The organism is Luteibacter rhizovicinus (genome assembly GCF_004342265.1).
In the GTDB taxonomy this organism is placed as follows: domain Bacteria; phylum Pseudomonadota; class Gammaproteobacteria; order Xanthomonadales; family Rhodanobacteraceae; genus Luteibacter; species Luteibacter rhizovicinus_B.
The window spans coordinates 234,720-260,035 of record NZ_SMCS01000001.1 but is presented as its reverse complement, the minus strand read 5'-3'; the positions used below and the strand labels follow the sequence as shown (position 1 = coordinate 260,035).

Annotated in this window: 22 protein-coding genes and 1 pseudogene; 19 read left to right on the top strand and 4 right to left on the bottom strand. The window is 60.8% G+C overall.

Going from position 1 to position 25,316, the window contains the following annotated elements; all coding sequences use genetic code 11:
• Positions 1-190 precede the first annotated feature (190 nt).
• The 4 genes from alaS to EC912_RS01155 all read right to left on the bottom strand — a co-directional run bounded on the left by alaS (position 191) and on the right by EC912_RS01155 (position 5,135).
• Positions 191-2,824: an alanine--tRNA ligase gene (alaS, locus tag EC912_RS01170; RefSeq protein ID WP_132141318.1), complete on the bottom strand. Its 2,634-nt coding sequence runs from the start codon at positions 2,822-2,824 to the stop codon at positions 191-193.
• 77 nt (positions 2,825-2,901) lie between these two features.
• On the bottom strand, positions 2,902-3,420 hold the full coding sequence (locus tag EC912_RS01165) for a regulatory protein RecX (protein WP_132141317.1): 519 nt from the start codon (positions 3,418-3,420) through the stop codon (positions 2,902-2,904).
• A gap of 58 nt (positions 3,421-3,478) precedes the next feature.
• Entirely contained in the window at positions 3,479-4,516 is a 1,038-nt protein-coding gene (gene recA, locus EC912_RS01160) for a recombinase RecA (protein ID WP_132141316.1), read from the bottom strand.
• A gap of 109 nt (positions 4,517-4,625) precedes the next feature.
• Positions 4,626-5,135 carry a CinA family protein gene (locus EC912_RS01155; protein ID WP_132141315.1) on the bottom strand — a complete coding sequence of 170 codons (510 nt, stop codon included), beginning with the start codon at positions 5,133-5,135 and terminating at the stop codon, positions 4,626-4,628.
• Between the two features lie 889 nt (positions 5,136-6,024).
• Here EC912_RS01155 and EC912_RS01150 point away from each other — a divergent pair.
• The 19 genes and pseudogenes from EC912_RS01150 (at position 6,025) to EC912_RS01060 (ending at position 25,210) form a co-directional block, all read left to right on the top strand.
• Entirely contained in the window at positions 6,025-6,504 is a 480-nt protein-coding gene (locus EC912_RS01150; protein ID WP_343136904.1) for a hypothetical protein, read from the top strand.
• Positions 6,505-6,550: 46 nt separating this feature from the next.
• Positions 6,551-7,516, top strand: coding sequence for a virB8 family protein (locus EC912_RS01145; protein WP_132141313.1), 966 nt, complete (start codon positions 6,551-6,553; stop codon positions 7,514-7,516).
• A complete protein-coding gene (locus EC912_RS01140; protein ID WP_132141312.1) occupies positions 7,516-8,283 on the top strand; it encodes a TrbG/VirB9 family P-type conjugative transfer protein in 768 nt (255 codons plus the stop codon). Before EC912_RS01145 ends, EC912_RS01140 begins: the two co-directional genes overlap by 1 nt.
• Positions 8,280-9,545 (top strand): TrbI/VirB10 family protein, encoded by a 1,266-nt coding sequence (locus EC912_RS01135; protein WP_243649098.1) that lies wholly within the window; start codon positions 8,280-8,282, stop codon positions 9,543-9,545. Before EC912_RS01140 ends, EC912_RS01135 begins: the two co-directional genes overlap by 4 nt.
• A gap of 17 nt (positions 9,546-9,562) precedes the next feature.
• Positions 9,563-10,603 carry a P-type DNA transfer ATPase VirB11 gene (virB11, locus tag EC912_RS01130; protein ID WP_132141311.1) on the top strand — a complete coding sequence of 347 codons (1,041 nt, stop codon included), beginning with the start codon at positions 9,563-9,565 and terminating at the stop codon, positions 10,601-10,603.
• A gap of 50 nt (positions 10,604-10,653) precedes the next feature.
• Positions 10,654-11,115: pseudogene (locus EC912_RS19825) on the top strand (lytic transglycosylase domain-containing protein); the annotation flags it as partial.
• Positions 11,116-11,920: 805 nt separating this feature from the next.
• Entirely contained in the window at positions 11,921-12,361 is a 441-nt protein-coding gene (locus tag EC912_RS01120; protein ID WP_132141309.1) for a TrbC/VirB2 family protein, read from the top strand.
• Positions 12,354-12,662, top strand: coding sequence for a type IV secretion system protein VirB3 (locus EC912_RS01115; RefSeq protein ID WP_132141308.1), 309 nt, complete (start codon positions 12,354-12,356; stop codon positions 12,660-12,662). The genes EC912_RS01120 and EC912_RS01115 overlap by 8 nt, the downstream gene beginning before the upstream one ends.
• A 65-nt stretch (positions 12,663-12,727) precedes the next feature.
• Positions 12,728-15,199, top strand: coding sequence for a VirB4 family type IV secretion/conjugal transfer ATPase (locus EC912_RS01110; protein ID WP_132141307.1), 2,472 nt, complete (start codon positions 12,728-12,730; stop codon positions 15,197-15,199).
• Positions 15,200-15,228: 29 nt separating this feature from the next.
• Complete coding sequence (locus EC912_RS01105) at positions 15,229-16,122, top strand: hypothetical protein (RefSeq protein WP_132141306.1); 894 nt, start codon at positions 15,229-15,231, stop codon at positions 16,120-16,122.
• 96 nt (positions 16,123-16,218) lie between these two features.
• Entirely contained in the window at positions 16,219-17,385 is a 1,167-nt protein-coding gene (locus EC912_RS01100) for a type IV secretion system protein (protein ID WP_428993066.1), read from the top strand.
• Positions 17,386-17,387: 2 nt separating this feature from the next.
• Positions 17,388-17,888 carry a DUF4189 domain-containing protein gene (locus tag EC912_RS19820; RefSeq protein WP_132141305.1) on the top strand — a complete coding sequence of 167 codons (501 nt, stop codon included), beginning with the start codon at positions 17,388-17,390 and terminating at the stop codon, positions 17,886-17,888.
• A complete protein-coding gene (locus EC912_RS19815) occupies positions 17,861-18,412 on the top strand; it encodes a DUF4189 domain-containing protein (RefSeq protein ID WP_132141304.1) in 552 nt (183 codons plus the stop codon). Before EC912_RS19820 ends, EC912_RS19815 begins: the two co-directional genes overlap by 28 nt.
• Positions 18,294-19,397: a DUF4189 domain-containing protein gene (locus EC912_RS01085; RefSeq protein ID WP_132141303.1), complete on the top strand. Its 1,104-nt coding sequence runs from the start codon at positions 18,294-18,296 to the stop codon at positions 19,395-19,397. The genes EC912_RS19815 and EC912_RS01085 overlap by 119 nt, the downstream gene beginning before the upstream one ends.
• A 36-nt stretch (positions 19,398-19,433) precedes the next feature.
• Positions 19,434-20,657: a peptidoglycan-binding domain-containing protein gene (locus EC912_RS01080; RefSeq protein ID WP_132141302.1), complete on the top strand. Its 1,224-nt coding sequence runs from the start codon at positions 19,434-19,436 to the stop codon at positions 20,655-20,657.
• A 69-nt stretch (positions 20,658-20,726) separates the two neighbouring features.
• Positions 20,727-21,743, top strand: a complete 1,017-nt coding sequence (locus EC912_RS19810; RefSeq protein WP_132141301.1) for a lysozyme inhibitor LprI family protein — start codon at positions 20,727-20,729, stop codon at positions 21,741-21,743.
• A gap of 87 nt (positions 21,744-21,830) precedes the next feature.
• Complete coding sequence (locus EC912_RS01070; RefSeq protein ID WP_132141300.1) at positions 21,831-23,162, top strand: XVIPCD domain-containing protein; 1,332 nt, start codon at positions 21,831-21,833, stop codon at positions 23,160-23,162.
• A 131-nt stretch (positions 23,163-23,293) separates the two neighbouring features.
• Entirely contained in the window at positions 23,294-23,902 is a 609-nt protein-coding gene (locus EC912_RS01065) for a hypothetical protein (protein WP_132141299.1), read from the top strand.
• A gap of 3 nt (positions 23,903-23,905) precedes the next feature.
• Complete coding sequence (locus EC912_RS01060) at positions 23,906-25,210, top strand: XVIPCD domain-containing protein (protein ID WP_132141298.1); 1,305 nt, start codon at positions 23,906-23,908, stop codon at positions 25,208-25,210.
• Positions 25,211-25,316: the final 106 nt, after the last annotated feature.

The window sequence follows — 25,316 nt, the reverse complement described above, 5'->3', positions numbered from 1 at the left end:
CCGAGTGCCTTCCCCGGCTCATTTTTGAACTACTTACCAGCGACCTGCCGATCTAATCGATCTTAAGGAAACGTCCGACATTCGGCTGATACTAGCCGAGCGAAAGCAGATGGCGCAACGCGTCAGTACGCAAAAGGAAAGGTTCCCGGCACGACCGACGAGCGCTACGCCTTGCTATCGCCCGATTCGGTTACGAAAGACGCGCCTTCACCCAGTCGGGGATCGAGGCGAGGATCGAGGCCAGAACCGGGGTATCGTTGCCGCCACCCTGGGCCATGTCCGGACGACCGCCGCCCTTGCCGTCGATCTGCGCGGCGACGTGGGCGACCAGGTCGCCCGCCTTAACGCGACCGAGGGCCGATCCGTTGACACCGGCCACGAGCGACACGCGCCCTTCGGCAGCACCGGCCAGGATCACGACGCAGTCGCCCAACTGCTGCTTGAGGACGTCCACGCTGTCGCGCAGCGACTTCGCATCCATACCCTCCAGACGTGCGGCGACCACCCGGACGCCGCCGACGTCGGCCGCACCCGCGGCAAGATCGGCCGATGCGGAACTGGCGGCCCGGGCCTTGAACGACTCCAGTTCGCGCTCCAGCTTTTTCTGACGATCGAAAACCTGGCGCAGCTTCTCGACCGCATCGTCGCCAGACGACGAGAGCAGCCCCGACAGCTCGCCAAGGCGGCGCTCTTCGTCCGCGACATAGTCCATGGCGCCAGAGCCCGTGACGGCCTCGATACGGCGCACACCGGCCGCTACGCCCGATTCGCCGACGATCTTGAACAGACCGATGTCGCCCGTGCGCGAAACGTGCGTGCCACCACATAGCTCCGTGGAAAAATCGCCCATGCGAAGTACGCGCACCTCGGCACCGTACTTCTCGCCGAAGAGTGCGATGGCACCAAAGTCGATCGCCTCGTCGTAGCCCATGTTGTGCACTTCGGCAGCGGCGTTGCGACGGACCTCGTCGTTCACCATGCGCTCGACCTGACGCAGTTCTTCGTGCGTCACTGCCTTGAAGTGCGAGAAGTCGAAACGCAGGCGCTCGGGAGCGACCAGCGAACCTTTCTGCGAGACATGCTCGCCCAGCAGTTTGCGCAACGCGGCGTGCAGCAGATGAGTCGCGGAATGGTTGAGCACGGTTGCCTGACGCTGCAACGCATCGACGGACGCGGCGATCCGGTCGCCTTTGCGCAATGGAGCCGAACCCTGCCAGCGGCCAAAGTGGCCGAAGAACACGCCACCCAGCTTATGCGTGTCTTCCACCGCAAAGGCGCCATTCGTATTGCGCAACAGGCCGGTGTCGCCCACCTGGCCGCCGGACTCGGCGTAGAACGGCGTACGGTCCAGCAGGACGATGGCATCCTCGCCATCGGCCAGCGTATCGATCTGCTTGCCGGCGCGAACGATCGCGACGACTTCGGCATCCGCCAGATCCAGTGCGTCGTAGCCGGTGAACTTCGTCGGCGCAAGGGCGCTGGCGACTTCGGCGGGCAACTGCCCCTTTGTCTCGAAGTTGCTCGCGGCGCGCGCACGGGCGCGCTGCTCGCCCATGGCGCGCTCGAAGCCTTCCATATCGACCGTCATGCCGCGTTCGCGTGCGATGTCGGCGGTGAGATCGACCGGGAAGCCATAAGTGTCGTACAGGCGGAAAGCGTCAGCGCCCGGAATGATCTGCCCCGCCTTGGCGGCCACGTCGTCGAACACGCGCATGCCATTTTCCAGCGTCTCGCCAAAGCGCTCTTCCTCGGCCTTCAGCGCCTGCTCGACGAAGCTCTGCTTCTTCGCCAGATCGGGATAGGCGTCGCCCATTTCCTCGACCAGCGGAGCGACCATTTTCCAGAAGAAATCGCCACGGACGCCAAGCATCCAGCCGTGGCGAAGCGCGCGACGGATGATGCGGCGAAGTACATAGCCGCGACCTTCGTTGGACGGCAACACGCCATCGACGATCAGGAACGAGCAAGCACGCACATGGTCGGCGATGACGCGCAGCGACTTGTTCGCGATATCCGTCGTGCCCGTGAGCTTCGAGGCCTCCGCGATCAGATGCGCGAACAGGTCGATTTCGTAATTGGAATGCACGTGCTGAAGCACGGCCGCCAGACGCTCCAGACCCATGCCCGTGTCGACGCACGGCGCCGGCAGCGGCGTCAGCGTGCCGTCCGGAGCACGGTCGAACTGCATGAACACGAGGTTCCAGATTTCGATGTAGCGGTCACCGTCCTCGTCGGGCGAACCCGGAGGACCACCCGCGACGTCCGCGCCATGGTCGTAGAAAATCTCGGTACAGGGACCGCAGGGACCGGTATCGGCCATCTGCCAGAAGTTGTCCGACGCGAAAGGCGCACCCTTGTTGTCGCCGATGCGCACGATGCGATCGGCGCTCACGCCGACTTCCTTGTTCCAGATGTCGTACGCCTCGTCGTCAGTGTGGTACACGGTGACCCACAGACGCTCGGCCGGGAGTTTGTAAACCTCGGTGAGCAACTGCCACGCATAACGGATGGCGTCGCGCTTGAAGTAGTCGCCGAACGACCAGTTGCCCAGCATTTCGAAAAACGTGTGGTGACGCGCGGTGTAACCGACGGCGTCCAGGTCGTTGTGCTTGCCGCCGGCACGCAGGCAACGCTGCACGTCGGCCGCACGGACGTAGCCCGGCTTTTCGCTACCGAGGAATACGTTCTTGAACGGGACCATGCCCGAGTTCGTGAACAGCAGCGTCGGATCGTTCGAGGGCACCAGCGATGCCGACGGCACGATGGTGTGGTCCTTGGAGCGGAAGTAATCGAGGAAGGTCGAACGGATTTCGGCGGTTTTCATGGGATCGTGGCGTCAAAGCTGCGAAAGTCAGCCACCCCTGGAACGACACCACAGCCCTTGACGAGGGCACAAGGCCTTCAATCGTCGTCGGTATCGTCCACATCGGCGTGGGTAAGACCTCGTACTGTGGCGGCGGCGAAGCCTCGGCGCAAGAGGAATTGCGCCCTGCGGGCGCGCTCGGCCGGGTCGGCCGACGTTCCACCGTAACGACGGCGCAGTTGCGAGGAGGCCAGCACGCGCCAGTCGACGTCCGCCGCTTCCAGCAGCTCCCGGATAGCGGCATCCGAGATGCCCTGGCTTTTCAGCTCGGCCCGAATGCGTGCCGGGCCATAACCCTGCCCGATCCGGCTGCGAACCAGCACCTCGGCGAAACGGCTGTCGTCCTGATATCCCAGATCGCCCAGCCGCTCGACGGCGGCCGTCGATTCGTCGCGGGCAAAGCCACCGCGATTGAGCTTCTGGCGAAGCTCGCGCTGCGAGTGTTCGCGTCGTGCGAGAAGGCCCAGGGCCTTGTCGAAAGCACTGCGAGGTGCCTTGGGCTTCTTATCGGCCTTCGGAACCTCGCCTTCCTTGCCCGAATCGCTACGGCGCCTCATGCGCCGCCTCGTTGCGAGGCGGCCATGACGATGTCGCGTTCAGCGCCGCGCATATGACTCAGACTTCTTCCAGTTCGTCCGCCTCGGTCTCGGCCGTCTTGGGGCCGGCCTTGACCAGCAGACGCGCGCGCAGCTCGGCATCGACTTCGTTGGTGATGTGCGGATTTTCGCGCAGGAACTGACGGACGTTTTCCTTGCCCTGGCCAATGCGATCGCCCTTGTAGCTATACCAGGCACCCGACTTGTCGATCAGGTTCTCGCGCACGCCAAGCTCGATGATCTCGCCCTCGCGGGAGGTGCCTTCGCCGTAGAGGATTTCGAACTCGGCCTGACGGAACGGCGGCGCCACCTTGTTCTTGACCACTTTGACGCGGGTTTCCGAACCAATGACCTCGTCCCCCCTCTTCACCGCGCCGATGCGGCGGATATCCAGACGCACCGAGGCGTAGAACTTCAGCGCGTTACCGCCCGTGGTGGTTTCGGGGCTGCCGAACATCACGCCGATCTTCATGCGGATCTGGTTGATGAAGATCACCAGACAGTTCGACTTCTTGATGTTGGCCGTGAGCTTGCGCAGGGCCTGGCTCATCAGGCGGGCATGCAGGCCGACGTGGGAGTCGCCCATCTCGCCCTCGATTTCAGCCTTCGGCGTCAGCGCGGCCACCGAGTCGACCACCACGACGTCGACGGCACCCGAACGCACGAGCATGTCGGCGATTTCGAGCGCCTGCTCGCCGGTGTCCGGCTGGCTGACGAGGAGATCGGCCACATTGACGCCCAGCTTTTCGGCATAGGAAGGATCGAGCGCGTGCTCGGCGTCGACGAACGCGGCGGTGCCACCGGCGCGCTGGCACGAAGCGATGACCTGCAGGGTGAGGGTCGTCTTACCCGAGGACTCCGGACCGTAGATTTCGACCACGCGACCGCGCGGAAGACCACCGATGCCGAGAGCGATGTCGAGACCGAGCGAGCCCGTGGAGACGGTATCGATCGTATCGTCGACGCGGTCGCCAAGACGCATGACGGCGCCCTTGCCGAACTGCTTTTCGATCTGGCCGAGAGCACTTGCGAGCGCCTTGCGCTTATTGTCGTCCATCGTGGTTCTTCCGATTTCGTAGTGTAGGTAGGTATCTTGCCCGGCCACCGTCTCAGGGACTGCGATCCGCCAGGCGATCAGTTTGCCACAGGCGTCAAGGCCAACCGGATCAGTCGCCGAGTTCCCTGCTCATTCCAGCCAGAGCCGCGGCCACGGTCTGTCGGCGCACCGCTTCGCGATCACCGTCGAAGTGATAAAGGCGGGCGTGAGCGTAGCCCCCGCGCCGCTTCCAGCCAATCCACACGGTACCCACCGGTTTGTCCGGCGTACCGCCGGACGGCCCGGCGATGCCAGTGACGGCCACCGCGATACCGGCACCGTAACGGGCCAGCGCACCGGAAACCATTTCGAGCACCGTCTGCTCGCTGACCGCACCCGTACTTTCCAGCGTGCGCGGATTGACGCCCAGCAGCGCCTCTTTCGCACTATAGCTATAGGTGACGACGCCCGCCTCGAACCATGCGGAACTACCGGCAAGGTCGGTAAGCGTCTTGGCGATCCAGCCCCCGGTACAGGATTCTGCCGTTGCCACCATCACGCGCTGCCGCTGCGCCGCGGCCGCAACCTCCGCCGCCAGGGCGACAAGTTCGGCATCGGTGGGAATGGATGCATGCTCCATGCGGATCTCCGCGTTTCATTGAGGGGAAAGGAACGGACGAAAGCGTCACGTTCTACTCCCTCGCACCCGGTACGCCAAGACTTGACCGGATGATCCGAGAAGCTTTTGCCCAGCAACGTTCCCTTCAAGTCCGGTCGCGACGCTCCTCGTGAAACAGGCCGCTGAAGGACGCTATACATATACATATATATATAGATGTTGTTTGCGACCGAAGTCATCGATCGAACAGGTCACCGCCTTAATGCTTTAATAGAAACCGCTTACATAATTCACGTACCTATTTCGTGAAAATAATTCCTAGGAATTAACGTAATCGCTAACACACATTAATGAGACAGCCGAGTTACACACTTCACATCTTTATTCTGTGACGCGACTCACAAAGTGATTTGCCCTGTGCACTAGGCAATTCGAAATTGATGCGTTACTTTTCGCACGCAAGACTACGTAAGACGAGGGCCTAAGCTGAAGATCAGCGAATTGGGCCGGGGGAACAGGGGATAAGGGCGACCTATTGAGAACTATCCGAAAGAACGGTGTCGATGACACCGGCTTTCAGTTTCCATGGGGCTGTCTTTATGACGTGTAGATCTTACGGGCAACGCACTTGCCCGGACAGGAAGTCTGAATGGAATGGAAAGCTTGCACTTTGCGTGGCCGTGTCGGTCCACTGCATGCGCGGCGAGAAAGGGCGCTACAAACGGCAATACGCCGATTCCCTTGTGTTACGCCACCGCCAAATCGCTGCCCTCCAGGACAGCGGCGTATTTCCGTGCGCATTGACTAAACCGAGTACACCGGCAGACCGTTTCAACGTGCCTGCCCGATAAGTCCGGCTGTCCAGAATAATCAAGCTTCTTCATCGCATTCATCGACTTATGAGTATGACGTGAAAAGATCCTTCATAAACCGGGCCCTGATGGGCACTTCGCTGTTGACGACACTCGCATTGACCGGCTGCGGTACGCCGCCGGCCAAGGATTACGGCGGCTCGTGGAAGCCGGTCAACCGCTTCCAGGACACACCGTCCGAAATCCCGTTGTCCGTGGCTTATTCGTTCTATGCGTCACCCATGGACGGCACCCTGAAAACCATGCTGACGCGCTGGGCTAGCGACTCGGGAATGACGTTGTCATATCGACTCCAGTCGGACTTCACGCTTTATAAGCGCGCGTCGGAAATTCACACAACGGATATCCAGGATGCAGCGACCGAACTGAGTTCGATTTATGCGACCCAGGGCGTTTCCGTCACGGCCGTCGGCCGCGAAATCCGCGTGGAACAGGCAAGCGCGATCGTACCCGTCGCGACCACCAGCAAGCGGGCGTCCGACGACGTGAAAACCGCCGCCACTCCGGACACCAAATGAACAGTACAAGGAATAGCGCTGTGACGATCGAGGCGGGCATTCGCTGATGCTCAAGAAGAAATCGACCCCGAATATCGACGGTGCGGTCAACAAATCGGTCAATTTCGAATTGACCGTTGCCGATCTTGCCAGGCGCAGCGAACGCCGCGCATGGATGGTCGCGTTTGGCGCGATCGTGATGTCGCTGATCCTTGCCGGTGGCTACTTCTATATGTTGCCGCTGAAGGAAAAGGTGCCGTATATCGTCATGGCCGATGCCTATAACGGCGTCAGTTCGGTTGCGCGCCTGACCGACGACGTAATGAACCGTCGAATCACCGCCAGCGATGCCATCAACCGCAGCAATATCGCCCACTTCGTGCTGGCTCGCGAGTCGTACGACGTTGCGATGATCAATCTGCGCGACTGGGCAACCGTGCTGACCATGGCTTCGCCCAACGTCGCCTCCGGCTACACCAGCCTGCATGCCCCGGCCAATCCAGCCAGTCCTTTCAAGACCTACGGCAGGGACAGGGCTATCCGCGTGAAGATTCTGAGCATCGTGCTGATCGGCGGCGGTCAGGGCGTCACGCCGAAGGGCGCGACGGTGCGCTTCCAGCGCACGGTGTACAACAAGGTGACCGGCCTGAGTACGCCGCTGGACAGCAAGATCGCGACGATGGAATTCGCGTACAAGCCGAATCTGAAAATGGACGACCAGTACCGCATCGAGAATCCGCTCGGCTTCCAGGTGACCGATTATCGCGTAGACAGCGACTACGGCGAGTCGCCGCCGGAAGAAGTTCCTGCCGCCGCCGCGGATTCGGCCGATGGTACCGCGCCGTCCGCCAACGCTCCCGCAGCGAATCCCGTCGCGCCCGAAGCACCGCAGGCGATCGGCATTCCGCCGTCGCCGGTTCCCGCCGAAGGCTCCTACCCGGCAGTTGCCGTCCCGGCAAATGCTGCCGCTCAACTCCCTGCCGCAGCACCCGCTCCCGCTCCGAGAAGCACCGCCAATGGAGGGCGCCGTTGATGAACCGCTCGAGCAAACTCACCCTGCTCTGCGCCCTGTGCCTTGCCGCGACAGGCGTAGCGCACACCGCCAGCGCACAAGCCGTGCAGCCTTACGAATACCAGCCCGACCGCATCTATCAGGTGCGCGCCGGCCTGGGCATCACCACGCAGATCGAACTCAGCCCTAACGAGAAAATCCTCGACTACAGCACCGGCTTCAGCAGCGGCTGGGACCTCACGCGACGCGACAACGTGTTCTACGTGAAGCCCAAGAACGTCGACGTCGATACGAACATGATGATTCGCACGGCGACCCACTCCTACATCTTCGAACTGAAGGTGGTCGCCACCGACTGGAAGACACTGGAGCAGGCGCGGCGTGCGGGCGTGCAATACAAGATCGCCTTCACCTACCCCGCCGACACCAGCTTCGTCAGCGAATCCAAGAAGGTGTCGCAGGTGCCGGAGCTCAACACCTCTCTGGTGAAAGGCCGCGACTACAACTTCAATTACGACTACGCCATGCGCCGCAAGACCGCGCCATGGCTCGTGCCGGTCAATGTGTACGACGACGGGCAGTTCACCTATATCAAGATGAGTGACCTCAAGCAGTTCCCGACCGGAAACTTCCCGACGGTGTACATGCGCGAGCGCGAGCATGGAGAGGATTCGGTAGTGAATACGACGGTCGAGGGCAACACGATCGTTGTCCACGGCACGTATCCCTACCTCGTCATCCGGCACGACAAGAACGTCGTGGGTCTGCGAAGGAATACAAAAAAGTGAGCCCGAACACGCCTCATCATCCGGACGACGACGCCGTAAACGGCCAGATCCCGCCAAACGAAGGTCAAGCCGATCATCACGATCCGCTGGCCGGCAATCCCTATTCCGCGCAGCAGCGTCAGGCCCCCGCGCCAGACCTCGACGCTGGGGCGCCGCAACTGGCCTCGTCGAACGACCTGCGTCGCATGAACCGGCGGGCGCTCGGTTTCCTGGCCGGCATTGTCGTGCTGCTCCTTCTGGCCGCCTTCTGGATGCTGAAAGGTACCGGCGCGCGAACGGAAGCACCGCAGAAGCCGCGCGAGGAGACGGTGACGATTCCAGACGCTCCCACCGCCCTCCCGCCGCCAACGGCCCGTCAGATGCCACAGTTGCCTCAGGCGATTCCGCTTGCGCCTCCCCCGCCGTTGCCCACTGCCGCGCAGACAAGACAGTACGTCCCGCAGGAACCACGCGGCCCGTCCCTGGTCGAGCGTCGCATGATGACCGGCGAGGCCGCGGCGCAGGCCGTCGGTGGTGGCCAGTACGCCACCACAGGCGCACCGCAGGGTTATGGGCAGATGCTCGCAGGTATGCCGGGCATGAACGGCATGCCTGGTGCGATGGGCGGCCTGCCGCCCAATAGCGCCTATTCGCAAAAACCATTGCCCGACGTATCCAGCGCCGAACCACTCACGCATCCGGACACCCTGATGCTGCGCGGCACGTTCATCCGCTGCGTACTGAAAACCCGCATCATCACCGACATCCCGGGTTTCACGTCCTGCGTCGTCACCGAACCCGTGTACTCGTTCACCGGCAAGCGGCTGCTGCTGCCCAAGGGCTCGGAAATACTGGGCAAGTACGAATCGGAACCGAACGGCCCCCGCGTAGCGGTGATCTGGGACCGTATCGTCACGCCCACCGGCATCGACGTGAACATGTCCAGTCCCGGCGTGGACACGCTCGGCGGTGCCGGTCATCCGGGCTACTACAACGCGCACTGGGGTAGCCGTATCGGCGCCGCCCTGCTGATCAGCATGCTCAGCGACGCCTTCAAGTACGAGGCCGCCGAACACGGACCGAAGAGCACAACTATCAGCAACGGCGTGGTCACGCAGAGCCCGTTCGAGAGCAACACGGCCCAGACCATGCAGATGCTCGCAAACCAGGCCGTGCAGCGCGCCGCGAACCGGCCGGCAACGGTAACGATCAACCAGGGCACCGTGCTGGCTGTCTATGTCGCCAAAGACGTGGATTTCAGCGCCGTGGTCGCGCGCTACTGATGCGGACGCCATAGACGATGAGCGACGCCACCGTAGCCGCGGTCCCGAATGAATTCCTGGACTACCAGTACGAAGTACTGGGTGTCCGGGACTTCATGGCGTCGCCCGACGTTACCGAAATATGCATCAACAAGCCGGGCGAGCTATATCTGGAAAGCCAGGGGTGCTGGCGCCGGGTGGAAGTGCCTTCGCTGACCTTCGAACGTGCACGCCAGTTCTGCACGGCCGTGGTCAACGAGAGCAATACCGGCCAGCGCATCACGGATATGGATCCGGTGGTGTCGCTGACCTTCCCCACCGGCCAGCGCGCGCAGTTCGTGGTACCGCCCGCATGCGAGGCGGGTCATGTCTCGATCACCATCCGCCTGCCGTCGAAACACACCAAGACCCTCGCCCAGTATCAGGACGATGGCTTTTTCGATCAGATCCTGGAGGACGTGAACGCCATCAGCGATCACGATCGCGAGCTGCTCGAACTGCGTGCGGAGCGACGCTACGCCGACTTTTTCCGCAAAGCCGTACTGAGCAAGAAAAACATCGTCGTCGCCGGTGCCACCGGCAGCGGCAAAACCACGTTCATGAAATCGCTGGTGCACCACATTCCCGACGAGGAACGGCTGGTCACCATCGAAGACGCACGCGAACTATTCATCGATCAGCCGAACGTGGTGCACCTGCTCTATTCGAAAGGTGGCCAGAGCACCAGCAACGTCACCGCGAAGAGCTGCATGGAGGCATGCCTGCGCATGAAGCCCGACCGGATCATTCTGGCCGAGCTGCGCGGCGACGAATCGTTCTACTTCATCCGTAACTGCGCGTCGGGTCATCCCGGTTCGATCACCAGCTGCCACGCCGGCAGCACCGAACAGACCTGGGATCAGCTCGCGCTGATGGTAAAGGCTTCCACGGAAGGCTCCGGGCTGGAGTTTTCCACGATCAAACGATTGCTGATGATGACCATCGACATCGTCGTGCATATCAAGGCGCATGCCGGGCGCCGCTACATCACCGGCATTGATTTCAACCCGAATCGAGCGTTTGCGGCGAGTGCAGGGTAACGATCGACTGAGTCGGTCAGGAAGCAGGAGTTGTAAAGGTGATACCAGGATTGGAAATGCTAGCGTGCCAGAACCTTGCCGTCCCGGCTGAGGTGATGCAGCACATCGTCGAAGTCGAATCCGGCCGCAACCCGTTTGCGATCGGCGTCGTTGGCGCGCAGCTGGTACGTCAGCCGCAGAACCTCGGCGAGGCGATGGCGACGGTGCGCATGCTCGACGAGAAGGGCTACAACTATTCGCTGGGCATAGCACAGGTAAACCGCGCCAACCTCGGCAAGTTCGGTCTCGACTCCTACGAGAAAGCTTTCCAGGTGTGCCCGAATCTCGTCGCGGGATCTCAGATCCTCGCCGCCTGCTATGCCAGTGCGGGTGGCGACTGGGGCAAGTCGTTCAGCTGCTACTACTCGGGCAACTTCACGACCGGTTTCCAGGACGGCTATGTCCAGAAGGTTTACGCCTCGATCGGACAACAGGCCCCGGACTCCACTTCGGCTATTCCACTGCAAGTGGTCAATGCGACGGCCAACCCCGGCGGCCGCGTCAAGGGCGTCACTACGGTAACGACCGACGGTCCCGCGTATCGCGTTGCCATACGCAGCGTGCTCGACGCCGCCGCGTCGGCAGCGATCGCGCCGGCGCTGGCCACCGCCATCGGGTCGAACGTTCCGAACCAGATCAATCCCGCTACGGGAATGCCAGTCGATGGCATGCACGGCGCACAAAGCCTGATACCCACGCAGCAAACCGGTATTCCCGTGGCGCAACAACCCGTGGTCCCGATGAATGCCGCAGCCGTCACCGCGGTAGCGGGACAGGCCGTGACGCAGATCGCCCAGGCCATCGCCGCCGCGCCCAAACTCGCGGCCAACCAGCCCATCGTGGCTGGCGCGCCGGGCGCCGACATTTTCGTACCCCAGGTCCGGGGTCCGGGCGAACCGGAATCGCCTCCCACCGGAGCCGACGCCACGCCCCCCTCACCCACGGCACAGTCCGCTGCGGTGCCCGCACCGTCTGTGCCGATGGGCGATCAGGCCGACCTTCGTACGGGAGTGCGCGATGACGCTTTCGTTTTCTGATTTTTCTTGCGGTGTACCTGCATGGCGGCCGGACGAAGTCCGGTTGCCGCGCCTGTCCCGCTCACTCTCTTTGGCAGCGCGCTCCGACGCCTGTCGAGATGGCCCTCGGGCCGCAACACCGTCCCGGCCTGTACCGGGACGTGCCGTAGTGAACCTGGCTGCGTTTCGCGCAGCCATTCTCCGCGCGGACGTCAGCCGACAGCCGCACAACGTTTGCATTTGTCCATAAGGAAGTATTGCGATGGCCCTGCCCTCTCTCTCGAACACTGTCGCTCAGTCCAAGTCTCCGTCGCTTAGCGCGCTGGTGGTTTTCGCCGTGATCGCTTCGCTGCTCATTCCCGAGATCGCGTTTGCCCAGATCGAACAGACCGGCACCAAGGTCTGCGGCTTTTTCCAGAACATCAACAGCCTGCTGAACGCCGCATCCATCGTCGTCGTGACCGTCGCGGTCATTTTCTCCGGCTATCAGATAGCTTTCGCGCACAAGCGCATTGCCGACGTGGCACCGGTCATGATCGGTGGCGTACTGATCGGTGCCGCAGCCCAGGTGGCGAACATGGTCGTCGGCGGCAACGGCACCGGCGGCGGCGCCCAGGCATGCACGTCCAGCAGCGGCAACACCACCGCCATGCTGATGGATTCGATGCACAGCGTGCTCCACGTTCTGCAGAACTATGCATAAGAACGCGCTGTTCCGCGGCTGCACCCGTCCACCCATGTTCATGGGGGTGCCTTACATACCCTTCTTCATGGGTGCCGGCGGCGGCTTGCTGATGGCGATGTACTTCAACATGTGGTTTCTGTTGCTGATCCCGACGGTGATCTTCGTGATGCGCCAGATGGCGCGTCGCGACGAGATGATCTTCCGTCTGCTTGGCCTGCGCCTGCAGTTCCGCACTCGTGTGCGGAACGTGCAGGAGCACGACGGCATGTGGGTATTCACGCCCAACAGTTATCGCGATCCGAAGAAGAAGAAACAGTAAATTCGCTAGATGCCCTGGCAGTACCTGCCAGGGCCTTTCTTGAGTTTCATACGGTATCGAGAATCATGTTCACACCAGACGCGTCCATTGCCGAGTTCGTCCCGCTATCCACCCATGTCTCGCCGACCGTCCTGAAAACGACCGGCGGCGATTTTCTGCTGGTGTGGCGACTGGCGGGATTGCCCTTCGTGGGCCGCGAAGAATGGGACATCGAGCACCGGCACAATACCTTCAACCGTATGCTGCAGACCCTGCGCGCACCGGATTTCGTCAACGTCGCGTTCTGGGTCCATGACGTGCGCCGCCGCCGACGCATCAAGAACAAAAGTCACTTCAAGCAGGCGTTCAATCAGACCATGTCCGACGCGTACTACGAGGCGTTGTCGACTCAGAAGCTGATGCAGAACGAACTTTATCTGACGATGATCTACCGCCCGGTCGTCAGCGGTAAGCGTTTCGCCGAAAAATCGTCCGACGTCAGCCAGCTGGAAGCGGAGCAGACTCAGGCCATCGCCACGATTCTGGAACTGGCCGGCAACGTCGAAGCGGTGCTCAAGGACTATGCGCCGTATCGGCTGGGCATGTACGAAGCATCCAACGGCGTCGTCTTTTCCGAAGCCCTGGAATTCTTCGGCTACCTGCTCAATCGCATCGATGAGCCCGTGCCGGTGCTGCCGGCGGCGGTCCATGCCTATCTGCCCGTCAGCCGTCAGCGTTTTTCCTCCAAAACCGGCGATTTCGTGTTGACGACGCCTACTGGTGTGAACCACTTCGGCGCGATCCTGAACATCAAGGAATACACGGATGGCACCTACCCGGGCATCCTCAATGGTCTGAAATATCTCGACTTCGAGTACGTCATAACCCACTCTTTTAGTCCCATGGGACGCCAGGACGCGCTCAAGGCGCTTGAGCGCACCAAGGGCATGATGATCTCCTCCGGCGACAAGGCGGTGAGCCAGATCGTCGAGATGGATCTGGCCATGGATCAGCTCGCTTCGGGCAACTTCGTGCTGGGCGAATATCACTTCTGCATAGCGATTTACTCGTCCAGCCAGGAACTTCTTCCCCAGCATATCGCCGCGACGCGCGCGGAACTCTCCAACGCTGGCTTCATTTCGGTCAAGGAAGATCTGGCGGTCACCTCGGCGTTCTATTCGCAGTTCCCGGCGAACTGGAAGTACCGCACCCGCATGGCGAACGTCAGCTCGCTCAACTTCCTGGGCCTGTCGCCGCTGCACAATTTCGCTACCGGCAAGAAAGAAAACAATCCCTGGGGCGACTGCGTCACCACGTTGCAGACGACCAACGGCCAGCCGTACTACTTCAACTTCCACGCCACCCACCCCGCCGAAAATTCGCTGGGCGAAAAGGCCATCGCCAACACCATGGTGATCGGTAAGTCCGGTACGGGTAAGACCGCGCTGATCAACTTCCTGCTCAGCCAGGTGCAGAAGCTGAACCCGTCGCCGACGATTTTCTTCTTCGACAAGGATCGCGGCGCCGAGATCTTCGTGCGTGCCTGTGGCGGAAATTATCTCGCGCTCGAGAACGGCCAGCCGACCGGTTTCAATCCGTTCCAGTGCGAGCGTAGCGAAGCCAACGTTCAGTTCCTGGCCGACCTGATCAAGGTCCTGGTGGGCAAGACGGTGTACAGCTCGCGCGAAGAAGAGGATATCTTCCGCGCCGTGGAGAATATCCTCGATACGCCGATACACCTGCGCAACATGACCAACTTCCAGAAGAGCCTGCCCAACGTCGGCGACGACGGTCTCTTCATCCGCATGCGCAAATGGACGGCCGGCAATTCGCTGGGCTGGGTCTTCGACAATCCCAAAGATACCGTCGACCTGACCCGCGCCAATATCATCGGCTTCGACTACACCGACATCATCGACAATGCCGAAGTGCGCGCGCCGGTCATCAACTACCTGCTGCACCGTCTTGAAGCCCTGATCGATGGCCGGCCATTGATCTATGTGATGGACGAATTCTGGAAGATCCTCGACGGCAAGGGCGGGCTCAAGGAGTTCGCGAAGAACAAGCAGAAGACCATTCGTAAACAGAACGGCATGGGCATCTTCGCCACGCAGAGTCCCGAGGACGCGCTGGCCAGCGACATTTCGGCCGCACTGATCGAACAGACCGCAACCATGATCCTGCTGCCCAATCCGAATGCGAGCCGCGAAGACTATATCGACGGCCTGAAGCTGACAGACGCGGAATACCAGGTCGTTGTCAGTCTGGACGAGCGCTCGCGCTGCTTCCTAGTCAAGCAGGGTCATGCCTCGTCGGTCTGCCAGTTGAATCTGCGCGGGATGGACGATGCGCTGGCGGTCATTTCCGCCTCGACGGACAACATCGAAATCATGCACGACATACTGCGCGAACGCGCAGCAGCCGAAGGCGTTTCCGCCGACGACCTGCGCCCGGACCAGTGGTTGAACACGTTCTACGAAAACCGCAAGGGCAGTGGCAAGACCAAACCCACCAAACCGACCCACTCCACGCTGCCAAACCGCTCGGCAGCGGTCTGACCCATCAGCCCTGAAGGATGGAGAACCCTATGACAAAGTTATCGAACACCCGCACCGCCACACACACTCCCATGCGCCGTCTGTTCGGAGCCATCGCCACGCTATTGCTGCTTTGCGCCGCCACACCGGCTGCACATGCGCAATGGGAGGTAACGGACCAAACGACCCACGACACGCTTGGAGAGATCAAAAGCGATACGTCGCACATCAGCACCCGCACCGACGACCTGAACAATGTCCTCGGCACGACTGCGAATGGCGGCAACCAGACGATGAACGCCAATCTGGACAGCATCAACAAGAAGCTGATCATCGGCGATAACTACAGCGCGGATCAGCCGGGCGTACGAATGGGCGATCCAACCCAGGCTCTCCCTACCCCGACCAGCACCGCAAAACTCGATGACGGCGTGCATTGCCAGAGCGTCGCCCAGCCTCAACAAGCAACCTGCCAGAAAATCGTCGACATCGAAAATGCCCAGTACCAGTACATGCTGACCGTGTACGCCACCAGCAAGACCCGCGACGACATGCTGCGTGCGTTGCTGAAAGAGCGCGAGCAGATCAACAGCGGCGACCCCAACCAGTACGGCAAGCTGGAGAACAACACCAACAAGCTCACCGCCCTGTACAACCTCATCGCCCTCGACCAGCAGCAGATGCAGGCGGTGAACTATGCGTACGAGGCCAATCTGCGCTATCTGCGAGCCACCCAGACCCTCGCCGCCAACGCCGCCGCGACGGGCAAGACCACCAGTTCCCTGGGCAGCATTAATATTCCGGGCATAGGTGGCGTGGATATTGGCTCGGCGATCAGTGGACTGACTACGGGCGCTGCACTTGCGACTGCGCTTAAAGGTGTTCAGAGCTCAACGCCCTCAGGCATGAAGACGCTCGGCATCGGGGATTCCAATGGCTGGTGACGTCGCAATCGTGCGCGTGAATACACCAGCGATATCCTTTCCGCCTATTACTCATGGCAATAGCGCGTCGTTTCATTCGATAAGGAAAACAGTGTCATGGTCGACCTGATGGGAAGTCTCTTGGGCAAGTCGGTACTGGCGATGGCCAGCGGTCCGCTCGACGGCGCGACCCAGTTCATCTTCTTCCAGACGATCAACAACTTCCTGCGCAACGAGATCGACATCCTTCAGTGGAAGCTGCTCTCGGGGTCGGCGACGATCATCGGCATAGTAGCCGTGGTGGTGCTTACCGTCTGGATCATGTTCCAGGGTTTTCGTATCGTCACCGGGCAATCTCGTCAGCCCATGATGGTGCTGGTAGGCGATTCGCTCCGTGCCACGCTGATTGTCTTCGTCGCGACCACAGCCGCCTACTCGTCGTCGTCGGTCTACTGGACATTAAGCGACGGGATGTCGAGTGCCATCGCCAGCTACGTCACCGGCGGGGATGCCAGCCCCTTTCAATCCATCGACACCAACCTGGCCGGCATGGAAGCGGCCATGGCTACTATCGACTCCATCGACGTCGGTGGCAACTCGGTGGCCCAGGATGCCAAGGATCGCGACCGTTGGTTCACCGGCATCGGCATCGCGGGCCCCAGCGTCATCGCCGGCTCGATGCTTCTGCTCAACAAAATCGCGCTGGCCCTGTTTGTCGGCTTCGGCCCGATCTTCATCATGTGCCTGCTGTTCGACCAGACCAAACAACTATTCAGCAAATGGCTTTACTACGGTATAGGCACAGTGTTCTCGCTGGCCGTACTGAGCGTGATGGTAAGCATCGCCATGAAGATGATGGCTGCTGTAACCGCGGCATTCGCCGTGAAGTACCTTCTTACGTTGCCAAACATCGGGATCGGATCGACCGACGGCATCAACAGCATGGCATTGCAGCAAGGCGGCCTCGGCCTCCTGCTATCGACCCTGATCGTCATGGCGCCGCCAATGGCCGCCGCGTTCTTCCAGGGTACGTTGGGGCAATTCGCTTCGTATTCGTCATTCGGTAGCATCGGGTCACGTGGCGCTGGTGCTCGCGATCAGCAGGCGTTGGCGCAAGGTAGGGCACCGCAGGGCGAAGCGCCACCCATCAGCTCTTCAATTGCTCATGCGAATACAGGAGCCACCCGAACGCCGATGGTTGGCTCGCTTGGCATGGGCGGTAACACAGCCGTCGCTTCTGACACTATGAGATCGAAAGAATACGGCAGGCCCGGCGAAGGATAACAATGAAAATCATCTACTCGATTGTCGTCATAGGCCTTCTCTACGCTCCTATCGCATGGTCGCAATGCGCACCGGGTATTCCGTCGGCAGGCAATCCCGGATGCATCCCACCCGATCAGCCAAACTCTCCGTATAACAATGGAAACTCTACGCAACAACAAGCCCCACAGCCCCGAGCTGTGTGGGCGGATCGTTGGGGTGCCATTGCATTGGATGCAAACTCGGGACGAGCCGGCACAATCACTGGCCGAACGAGCAAATCAGAGGCCAACCAGGTTGCACTGGATTTATGTGAAAGAGACGGCGGTCAAGACTGCAAAATACTGCTTGCCTTCCACAACCAATGTGCGGCCGCCACGCAAAATCTAGGGGGAGGCACGATCTTTGCTGCTAGCGCTGCGGGCAAAGATGAGGCTGAACGAAGCGCCCTTGATGATTGCGGCGGACGCAAGGAATGCAAGGTTGTATATAGCCAATGCAGTTACCCAGAACGAGTTCAATAGCTCAAAGCCATGGAATAAGGCACGAAATGACGAAGCTCTTAGCAGCACTAGGATTTTGTCTCTGCGTACCTGCGGCTTGGTCGCAGTGCGCTCCAGGTGTGCCATCGGCAGGCAATCCCGGCTGTATTCCACCCGACCAACAGAACTCGCCTTACTACCAAGAAAATCCGGCTCAGCAGCAGCCTGCGCAGCCACAGGCCGTATGGGCAGACCGGTGGGGAGCCATCGCCATGGATTCGGATACAGGTCGAGCTGGTACGGTTGAGGGACAAGAAAGCAAATCAGACGCTAATCGGGTTGCGCTCGACCTCTGCTCAAAGAACGGTGGCAGGAACTGCGCAATATTGCTTTCTTTCTACAACCAGTGTGCTGCCGTTTCGCAAAGCACAGACGGTGGGCCTGTACATGCAGCAGGTGCTGCGACTCAGAAAGAAGCAGAGGAGCGCGCGCTCAACAGATGCACAGGAAGCAAGGCTTGCCAAATCGTCTACAGCCAATGCAGCTTTGCAGAACGAGTTCAATGACTCCCGAACTAAAACGAATGGATCGAAGTACGTAATGGTGAATATGCAACGGATCGCAATCCCCTCTCTGTGCGCCCTGTCCTTGGCGCTCTTCGCTTTGGCTCCAGCCCACGCGCAAGAAGCGACGACAACGCATGGAGATGAGTCTCATGCCTCGAAGTCGGCTGTACCGCAGGACGCCCCTGCCGAAGTACGGGAACTCGTGCCCGCCGACAGCAAGCTGATCTTTTACAAAGCGACTGGTAGTACCGATGGCTCGGACGCCGTGGCAGTCATGGAGCGGCAGAAGAAGAACGCATCCGATCCGGATATCACATCAGGGCAGCGGCCCTTGCTGGTGCTGCGCAAGATAGACGGAGTTTTCAAGGAAGTGGCTCGTAACGATCGCGTCATTGCATGTTCGGTATGCGGGGCGACGTTCGAGGACCCTTTCGACCGTGAACTGACAACGTTAACGCCTGGCCACATACACATCGAACACAATTATGGTGGGCGGCAGGTATCGTCCTTCATCTACAACTTTTCGTACAACGCGGCGACGAAGCAATGGCGTGTTACGGATGCCGTAAGTACCTGGTTCGACAACCTGGGCGAAGGTGCTAAACACGTTGACAAGGTTCCACTACCAACATCTGGTCTACTCGCGGATTTCGACCCTCGGTGGCGAGCACCGGTATTTTGGAATGCTCTCGTGGTGAACGATCAAGCCCAAACGTTCTCGATGATTATTGGCGAACGAGACCCGGTCAGTCTTGAAAAGAGCATGCAGGAAAGTTGTCAATCCAGTGGCAACTGTCGCGTCCTTTTTAAACAGGCAAATGGATGTCTTGCGCTGGCGAAAGATAGCTCGGGGGTGTTCTACGCAGCCTCGTCACAAAAGAAGAAAGCTCTGAAGGAAGTCGCCTCAGAAGCCTTGAATGAGTGCAACGAAGGCGGCAAAGGTTCTTGCAAAGTGATACGGCACGATTGTAGCTGGGGCTGGTAAATCAGGACTATTCAGACATGGAAAAGGAGAATGACGATGGATGACGTTCTATCCGACAAGAAAATCACTCGACTGGTCAAAGCCGAAGGCAAGACGCGTATTTACGAAATGGACGATGGCTCTCACTTGCAGGCAACCAACGGCACGGTGGCATGGCGAAACAACAACCCTGGGAACCTGAAGTTTGAACATGCAAATAGTGCAGACACAACGATCCACAGCTCCCGATCAAGAGAACGCGCCTTGGAAGAGGCGCAATCAAGATATCAAGGGATAGTAGACCTCGACCAATGGGGTAATGCCGTATTCGAAAGCCACGAGGCCGGACGCAATGCCCAATTGAAGCTATTGGTCGATGGCATGGGAGGCAAAACAGTTGCCGAAATGGTCAAATCGTATTCGACGGCTGATTACAGCGGCAGCGCTCATCATGACGCCCAGCTGAGGACCATTTATGCCGAGGGTGACCGGCAGGGCGTAAACCTTCGTGACATCGTAATCAAGAACATGTCCGACGAAGAGAAGTCGGCCCTCGCCGACGGCGTCAGCCAGGCCGAAGGTTGGAAGAAAGGAGACATTGCTCCGATTTCCTCCCAATTAGCAGAACAGCATGCCGCTCAAGATGCGACGCACCAGCAAACCGATCAGCAGTCAGTCCACGTCACGATCGCCGACAACGTGCTCAAGCAAGGCGCCCATGGCGCCGCTGTCCACGAATTGCAGAACCGACTGAGCGAACTGGGTCATAAGGATGCCAACGGCCATCACCTGGCGGCCGATGGCATCGCCGGCCCGACGACACTCAACGCGCTTCACGAGATGCAGCAGCAGCGTGACGCGACCGTCGCCGCGCCCCGTCTCGACCATCCGACGCACCCCGACTACCCCTTATTCCAGCAAGCGCGGGACGGCGTTCATCGGCTGGACGCGGAACATTGCCGCGCCCCGAATCAGCACAGCGACAATCTCGCTGGCGCACTGACGGTCGCCGCGCGGGGCGCGGGCATGCATCGCGTCGACCATGTCCTGCTGAGCGACGACGCCAGCAAGACATTTGCCGTGCAGGGCGACATGCAGTCCCCATTCAAGCAATACGCCGATGTGGGTACCGTCCAGGGCATGGATACGCCTCTTGTGCAGAGCAGCGCGATCTGGAACCAACAGACGCAGGCTCCGGCACAGACGCAACAACAACATCAGTTCCATGCGCAGTCGCCAGGCCTCATGCCAGAGCAGCAAGCATCCGGAATGCAGAGGTGATGCGCGACCACGCCGTTGTCCCCGAAGTCACTGGCACGAACAAGCTGCTCATAAGGAAATAGTCCTCCCATGAAGTACTCCCCATACATCATTGCGTTGTCCCTTTGCAGCATGGCATCCATCGTGCCTGCGATCGCGGGAACGACATCCGCTCAAGCGCCCCATTTGCGCGACTCGTATCTCCAGTGCACCGCCGCGGCACATAGTTCCGCCGATACGCAGGCCTGTGCGAGTACCGAATTCACCTATCAGGACGGGCGCCTGAATGCCGCCTACCGCAAGTTGCAGTCGCAGCTCGCACCGGCGAAGAGAACGGCTCTGCGCGACGAGGAAAGAGCATGGGTGGTGGCCAAGGAAAAAGCCTGTGGCGCTCAGGCCGCGGTGGGAAGCACGCCGCAGAACGCCAACACGAATGTATGTACGTTAACGAAGACTGCGGCCAGGGCCGATGAACTTGAAGCGATGCTGTCTGGCTCGGCTTCCGCATCGAACAATCCATATGCCCGTCAGCCAGCCGCTGCGGGAGCGACTGGCGCCGCCGTATCGCCAGTCGCCGCACAGGAAAAAGGAAGCAAGATGGATGACCTGAAAGCGTTCGCGACAGGCGGTGCAAAGATTCTCGATTCCCAGACGGGCGATCTCAATGGCGACGGACGAGCCGACGCCGTGCTGGTGCTGGACCCGCCGGACAACGGCAACGAAAAGCTGGGCGAAGGTCCCGCGCGCGATGTGGTCCTGCTCGTACGCGACGCATCCGGCCAGTTGCAGAAGTTCGCGCACAACAACCGCATCGTTCCCTGCGCCAGCTGTGGCGGCGTCGCGGGCGATCCGTTCGGCTATACGCGGCTGGAGCCGGGCCAGTTCACCGTCGTCAATGGCGGTGGCGGGCGCGAGCACTGGGCGGACGAATACACCTTCAAATATTCCGCCGAGAAGAAAGATTGGCTCGTCGCGAAAGTCGTGCGCCGGGTGGAAGACCGCGAGACGGGCAAGAAGAAGCAGTTGGAGCTGACGGCAAAGGAACTGGGTACGGTGACCTTCAAGGACTTCGACCCTTCTCACCTGCCTGAAGTCGAACTCCCCTGATATCCGATTCCCGCCAGGACTGGCGGGGCAACATGGCGAGCACGGAGCGACGCCGACATGTAGTGGAAAGTCAAACAGGAGTTACACATGGCGATTGATCGTGAAGCGCAAGTGTTGTCGGAAGCTGCGGCAGCCGGCATCAAATCACCCAGGGAACTGGCCAATTTCATGGCCCAGGTCACCCACGAATCGAATGGACTGAACCGTCTCGAAGAGGGTTTCCGTTATACCAAGGGGATCTCGCAGATCCCGGTCGAATCCGCATGGCGCCAGGGTCCGGAAAAGCTGGAAGCCGCGCGCAAGGATGCCTTACAGGGCAAGCCCGAGCATTTGGCCGAACTGATGTACGGCGGCCGCAATGGCAACGATCAGCCCGGCGATGGTTACAAGTATCACGGCCGCGGCTATATCCAGCTGACGGGCAAAGACAATTACCGCGCCGCGGGCGAAGCGCTCGGTGTCGATCTGGTCAAGCACCCGGAACTCGCCGCCGAGCCGAAAACCGCGTCGAAGATCGCCGTGTGGTACTGGGAGAACCGCGTCCCGGAAGCCGCGCGCGAAGACGTGAAGGCGGCGACCAAGGCCGTCAACGGCAAGTACAACGGTCTGGAAGATCGTCGCGAGCGCTTCGCCGACTGGGAGAAGAAGCTCACGCCCGAAGTGATGGAGCGCCTGTCCAAGGGCGTCGCCGAACTTCCCGCGCAGACGCATCCGCAGCGCTCCCACGATGCCCCGCAGCATGCGTCGCCGGGCACGTCGCTCAAGCAGGGCGCGGATGGCGAAGCCGTGCGCAAGCTGCAGTCGGACCTCGGTCAGCTCGGTTATACCGACGCCAGCAAGAAAACCTTGCACGCCGATGGCGATTTCGGTCCCGCGACCAAATCCGCCCTGGAGGCGTTCCAGCGCGACCACCATCTGAAGGTCGATGGCGTGGCCGGGCCGAAGACACTGGAAGCGGTCGCGCACCAGCAGCAGCTCGCCACTGCCAACCGCGAACACACCCCTGCCCCGCAAGCTCACGCCCCCTTGCGCCTGGACAACGTCGCCCACCCGGATCACACGCTCTACGAGCAGGCCCGCAACGCCGTGCATCGTCTCGATGCCCAGCACCATCGCGCACCCGATCAGCAAAGCGACAATCTGGCCGCGGCGCTTACCGTAGCCGCGCGCCGCGAGGGAATGAGCAAGATCGACCATGTGTCGCTCAGCGACGACGCGAGTCGCGCCTATGCGGTGCAGGGAGACCTGAACTCGCCGTTGAAGCGCGTAGCGGATGTGCAGACTCAACAGGCGGTCACCACACCGGTCGAGAAGAGCAGCGCCGCGCTGGCCCAGACGGAACCCGCCGCGCAGCCTTCTCACGAACGGGAGCAGCAGCGACAGGTGCAGCAGCCGACAAACCCCGCGCACAGTATGTAGTTCGGACGACGACCGGCGAGGCCCTCCCCGCCGGTCGTCACCGAATCACTTCTGGTCGATCAAGCCATGGAGAAATCCATGTATCGCATGAAACGCGGTTCGCTCCAGTCAGCGCCGCGATGGGAGTTCACATGAAAAGTGTTCAGATTGCTTGCCTGCTCGTGCTGTGTTCGTTGGCCTCGTCAGGTCACGCCGTGGGTCTTGACCACAGTGCAGCAGCACAGGCGCCTCACAACAAAGACGCCGTCGTCGACGCACAGCGTGCCCGATTGTCCGCCATGGCTCCGGGAGTACCGGTCCAGTGCAAGCAGGATGCCTATGGCAATCCGGCCTGTACGGTCGATGGCTACCAGGTCGACCTCAGCGAGTGCGGCGACGACATGCTCTATGGCGCCGTAGTCGCCAAGAACGGCGTGACACTTACCGACGCGGTCAACAGCGGCCATCCGGTCGCCCGGCTCGCCAACAAACAGTTCGTCTGCATCGAAGCGACCGCTACCAAAGATAAGCAGGAGCGTTACTTCGTCAAAGCGGTCCCTGTCGAAAGCGTTGCCCGTTGCAAGGGCAATGACCTGTGCACGCAGGGCAACCAGCCGGTGCAATGGATACGTCCCGCCACGGGCTCCGCGTGCCGACGCAATGGCAACGCAGTCGCCTATACCGGCGACTGCGCGGCCGGCTGGGTCGACAAGGACACGCTCGAAGAATTTTCGATGGGTCTGGCCGGATCGGAGGACTAATTGATGAGTCGCGATATCTACACCGAAGCTTACGAACACTTCCTCAACAGCAACCGTAAGTATGAATACGGTCGCCCCGACATGACGCTCAGCAACAAGGGCGGAAATCTACACACGGACAGCAGCCGGACCGAGCAGGACAACGACCACGACGGACGCTATGGCGTGGATTGCTCGTCGTTCGTCTGGCGCGGCCTGAAGAACGCCGGCTACAACGTCGGCAACGCGCCCTTCGGAACGCACGACCTCTTCGAAGGCAGCACCGTCAAACCGTACGCGAAGCAACATTTCGACGTGGTGCCAGCCGCCGAGGCGCATAAGCAACACGGCTCCCTGCAGCCCGGGGATGTACTGCTATTCCGGGACAAGCATGGCTCAGGCCAGCACGTCGGCATCGTCAAAGGCTATGACAAAGACGGCCACCTCCAGTTCATCGGTTCGCAGGTCAGCACCGGCCCTGCCGAGGTAACTGTTTCTCCCGACGGCTACTGGGACGGTAAGCGCTTCGAAATTGTCGGTGCCTTGCGCGCGAAGCCCGAGTTTCGCGTCAACGCGCCCGTGCATGGACAGGACAGCACGAAGGTCGCCGAGCAGCCGGTCATCGTCAAACCCGAGCATCGGCAGCCGAAGCCAGCGCCCGCAGCGCATGCCCACCCGGAAACAGCGCCCTCTGCTCACACCGATGGCACGCTCCGCAAGGGCGCACATGGACGGGATGTCAGCGATCTGCAGCATTCGCTCAATCGGCTCGGCTATGGCGATGAAAAAGGCCACGCGCTGAAGACCGATGGCAGCTATGGCCAACACACCATGGCGGCGGTGGAAAAGTTCCAGCACGATCGCGGGCTGCCAGTAGACGGCATCGCCGGCCCGAAAACGCTGGAAGCGATGCATCGCCAGACGGCCGCGCCCCCTCGCCTGGACACCGATACCCATCCCGATCACGCGCTATATCAGCAAGCCCGCCATGCCGTGCATCGGCTGGATTCGGAACACCAGCGCGCCCCGGATCAACACAGCGACAATCTCGCTGCGGCACTTACTGTAGCGGCTCGCCGCGAAGGCATGAACCGGGTCGACCACGCCGTGCTCAATCCGGACGCCAGCCGGACGTTCGCCGTGCAGGGCGACTTCAACTCCCCGCTCAAGCGGGTTGCCGAAGTCGAAACCCAGCAAGCGGTCGCCACCCCTATCGAAAAGAGCAGCGAAGCCTGGCAACAGATGATGTCCAAGCAAGGCCAGGCCGCGCAAGGTCAGGAATTGCAGCCGCCGCTCCAACGGCCCGCCACTCCCACGCCGGGCATGTAGGAGAAGCAATGACCAATCACTATTCAGTGCGCGCACGAGAAGTCAGCACGGGGCCAGCCGTCACGCCCCGACGCTTGACGTCCTTGCTGGCCGTGCTTTTGGCCCT